Source organism: Streptomyces sp. NPDC058375 (genome assembly GCF_042723425.1).
GTDB classification, from domain to species: Bacteria; Actinomycetota; Actinomycetes; order Streptomycetales; family Streptomycetaceae; genus Streptomyces; species Streptomyces durocortorensis.
Genome location: NZ_JBHXJG010000434.1, coordinates 1 through 3,185 on the forward strand (window position 1 = coordinate 1; position 3,185 = coordinate 3,185).

Below are 3,185 nucleotides of genomic sequence, written 5' to 3' on the forward strand. Positions count from 1 at the left end.
CCCGATGGGTCCGGTCAGCGTGTGCCGGGTGTGTCCTCGCTGAGAGGGCGGGCCAGCAGGGGAGCCCCCGGGACCTGGTGGCCGCCGCTGGCGAGCATGCGGACCTCGCCCCGGTCGCTGATCTCGGCGCGGACGATCCCTGTCTCGTCCTCGTACACCGGGAACCCGCCGGCCCCCAGCCGGTCGGTCAGCCGGACGCAGACCACGTCGTCCGCGGCGCCGGACATCTGGAAGATCAGCTCGTAACGCTCGGTGTGCATCTGATTCATGACGTTCTCCCGGCCGGGCACGGAGAATACGGCCCTGCCGCCATTGTTTCGCACCACGGCGTGTCCCGCCCGGGGAGCGACGGCCAACGGGCGGAGCCGCCCGGTCGATCGGGTGACTCCGCACGGTAGGGCAACATGACCGGAGTCCTGGAGGGCTAGGCATGCGTGCATGAGACTTGAGCCTCGACGAATGAACAGTGCCTCCTCCCGTTCCCGCACGCTTCAGGCGGTCGGTGCCCTCGGCCTGGCCGCGGCCACGGCCGTCCTGATGACCGGATGCGGTCAGAGCTCGGACAGCGCGACGAACGCGGCCACCTCCGAGGCCGCGAAGGTCGTCCCGCAGCAGCAGACGACGTCGCCCTCGGCCACCGCCCAGCTGACCGAGGACCAGCAGGAGCGCAAGGAGGTGCTCGACGCCACGAAGGTCACCTTCGACGACGCGGCCACCACCGCCACCGGCGAGGTCGCCGGGAGCAAGCTGGTCGACATCGACCTGGAGGGCGTGGACGACGACGACCGCGACGCGAGCCCCAGCCCGACCGCGACCGGCAGTCCCACGGGATCGCCCAGCCCGACCGGCTCCCCGAGCCCGACCGGAACCGGCGCCTCCAGCCCCAGCGCGAGCCCGGGCGCGGACGGCCCGGTCTGGATCGCGGAGGTCGCGGAGAAGGACGGCACGATCCACACCGTCCGCATCAACGCGGTCGACGGCAAGGTGATCGAGGCCCGCGTCGACGCGGACCAGGACGCGGACGACAAGAAGCAGACGGCCGACCAGCTCGCCCAGGCCACCCAGACCCCGCAGCAGGCGGCCAAGGTCGCCACCGGGAAGAAGAAGGGGACGGTCACCTCCGTCAGCCTCGACGACAACGACGGCAAGGGCGTCATCTGGCAGGTCGACGTGGTCGGCTCCGACTGGAAGAAGACCACCTTCGACGTGGACGCCAAGAACGACACCATCGTCCGCGAGGAGACCGACGAGGACTGACCCCGCCCCGTAGACCCCGAAGGGGTACGCCGGACGCCCGGCGTACCCCTTCCCGCGTTCCTGGACGCTCTCGGTCTCAGTACGCGCCGCCCGGCTCCCGGCGGTCGAGCAGCCGGCAGACGAAGTCCTCCTGGAGCTTGCGGAGGGTGGCCAGCAGCCGAGGGTTCGTCGCGCTGTTCACCTGGGAGGTGAGAGAGACGGTCAGCGACCGCTTGCCGTCCTTGGTGGACGCTGCCAGCTGTGTGTAGCCGGGGAAGTTGCCGGTGTGGCCGTACACGGTGCCGCAGCGCGTCGCGTACGAGAAGACGGCGAGACCGGCTCTGTTACGCCCGGGGCCTGCGGGCTCGGAGCTGCCCGCCACGAACGACAACTGCTGTTCGCGGACCGCCGGGCCGAGCCCCAGCCCGCCGGCGTAACCGCGGATGAACGCTCCCAGGTCGCGGGGCGTGGAGACGATGCCGCCCGACGCCCACACACCCGAGGCGCTGAGCACCGTGCTGACGTCCTCCGGCGCGCCCGGCTGGTCCACCGCGTAGCCGTGCAGATAGGGCGTGGGCAGCCGGTAGCCCTGCGGGAGGCTGGTGTCGCGCAGGCCGAGCGGCCGGTAGACCAGCTCCGCCAGGAGCCTCTCGTACCGCTGTCCCGTCGCCGCCTCGGCCATCAGCGCCACGGCGATGTTGTCGGAGTTGGAGTAGCGGTACGTGGACCCGGGCCGGAACCGCAGCGGGTCACCGGCGACGTAGTCCAGCAGCCGACGGGAGTCGAAGCGCCTGCGGGGATCGGCCGTCAGCTCGGCGATGAACGTCGGGTCCTCGGTGTAGTCGGGGAGCCCGCTGGTGTGGTTCAGGAGCTGGCGGAGCGTCACCCGGTGCCAGGCGGCGGGCAGCCGGGGCAGCCGCCTGCCGATGGTGTCGTCCAGGCCGAGCGCGCCCCGCTCGGCCAGTTGCAGGGCGACCGATCCGCTGAAGGCCTTCGCCGTGCTGGCGATCCGCATGTGGTCGGTGGTTCTGGGCGGGCGCCCGGTGGAGAGCTGCGACGTACCCGCCCGGTACACCTCGCTCCGGCCGCCGGACGTGAGGACGGCGATGGCGCCGGGCGGCCCTCCCGGGGTGTCCACCAGCGTCTGGAGCCCGCGCCGCAACGCCCGGTCGACCGGCCCGTGCGGGCCGCCGCCGTCTCCGCCCGCGTGGGCCGGACCGGTCATCAGCCCGGCGAGCGATGCGGCGGCAAGGGCTGCGACGACGGCTCTCTGCCGCCGAGGGCGGGGGAGCGGGGCGTCCGGACGGGAACGTGCGGGCACGGGGGCCTCCTGAAGACGGTGGGCGACGGGCTTGGCGGAGCGGTACGGTCCGCTCCCGCGAGCCCCAGCATCGGGCGGCCGGACGGTGCTTGCCCCCGAGGTGGACCATCCGGGCGACCACCGCCACACCGCCGGCGCCGGGCCGCGCGCCCGGCCCTCGCCCGCCTTGCCCGCGCGCCCGGCCCTGCATGGCTCGCGCCCTGCCCGCGCTCCTGGCCCCTGCCGTCCTTCGCTCCCCGCCCCCGCCTTCTCCGGCGGCGGCACGGGTCAGTGCGCCGGGGGAGCGCCCCCGCTCAGATCCAGGACGTACCGCCGCCCGGGACGGTCGCCGAACATGACGTCCTCCAGCGGCTCGAACCCCGCACGCGCCAGCACCGCGCGGGAGCCCGTGTTGTCCAGCGTCGTCTCCGCGCGCAGGGCGGTCAGCCCGTACTCCTCGACCGCCAGCACGCAGATCCGCTGGACCGCCCAGGTCGCCAGGCCCTGCCCCGCGGCCTTCTCCGCTATCCGGTAGCCCAGCTCGGCCGAACCGTCCCGCACCTCGACGAGGTTGATCCGGCCGAGGACGCCGCCGTCGGCGTCCTCGATGAGGTGCAGGTGGTGCAAGCCCGCGTCCTGCTCGGCGAGC

At 73.3% G+C, this 3,185-nt stretch carries 4 protein-coding genes; 1 reads left to right on the forward strand and 3 read right to left on the reverse strand.

What is annotated here, in order from left to right; translation table 11 throughout:
- Positions 1 to 14: 14 nt before the first annotated feature.
- Positions 15 to 269 (reverse strand): DUF6296 family protein, encoded by a 255-nt coding sequence (locus ACFWM7_RS34655; protein WP_383268581.1) that lies wholly within the window; start codon positions 267 to 269, stop codon positions 15 to 17.
- Positions 270 to 459: 190 nt separating this feature from the next.
- Between ACFWM7_RS34655 and ACFWM7_RS34660 the strand changes: the two genes are divergently transcribed.
- Positions 460 to 1,257, forward strand: a complete 798-nt coding sequence (locus ACFWM7_RS34660; protein ID WP_383268583.1) for a PepSY domain-containing protein — start codon at positions 460 to 462, stop codon at positions 1,255 to 1,257.
- Between the two features lie 76 nt (positions 1,258 to 1,333).
- Here the strand turns inward: ACFWM7_RS34660 and ACFWM7_RS34665 are convergent, their stop codons facing one another.
- Positions 1,334 to 2,461: a serine hydrolase domain-containing protein gene (locus ACFWM7_RS34665; protein WP_383268588.1), complete on the reverse strand. Its 1,128-nt coding sequence runs from the start codon at positions 2,459 to 2,461 to the stop codon at positions 1,334 to 1,336.
- A 363-nt stretch (positions 2,462 to 2,824) separates the two neighbouring features.
- Positions 2,825 to 3,185: GNAT family N-acetyltransferase (locus tag ACFWM7_RS34670; RefSeq protein WP_383268586.1), on the reverse strand; the 361-nt coding region annotated here is incomplete at its 5' end.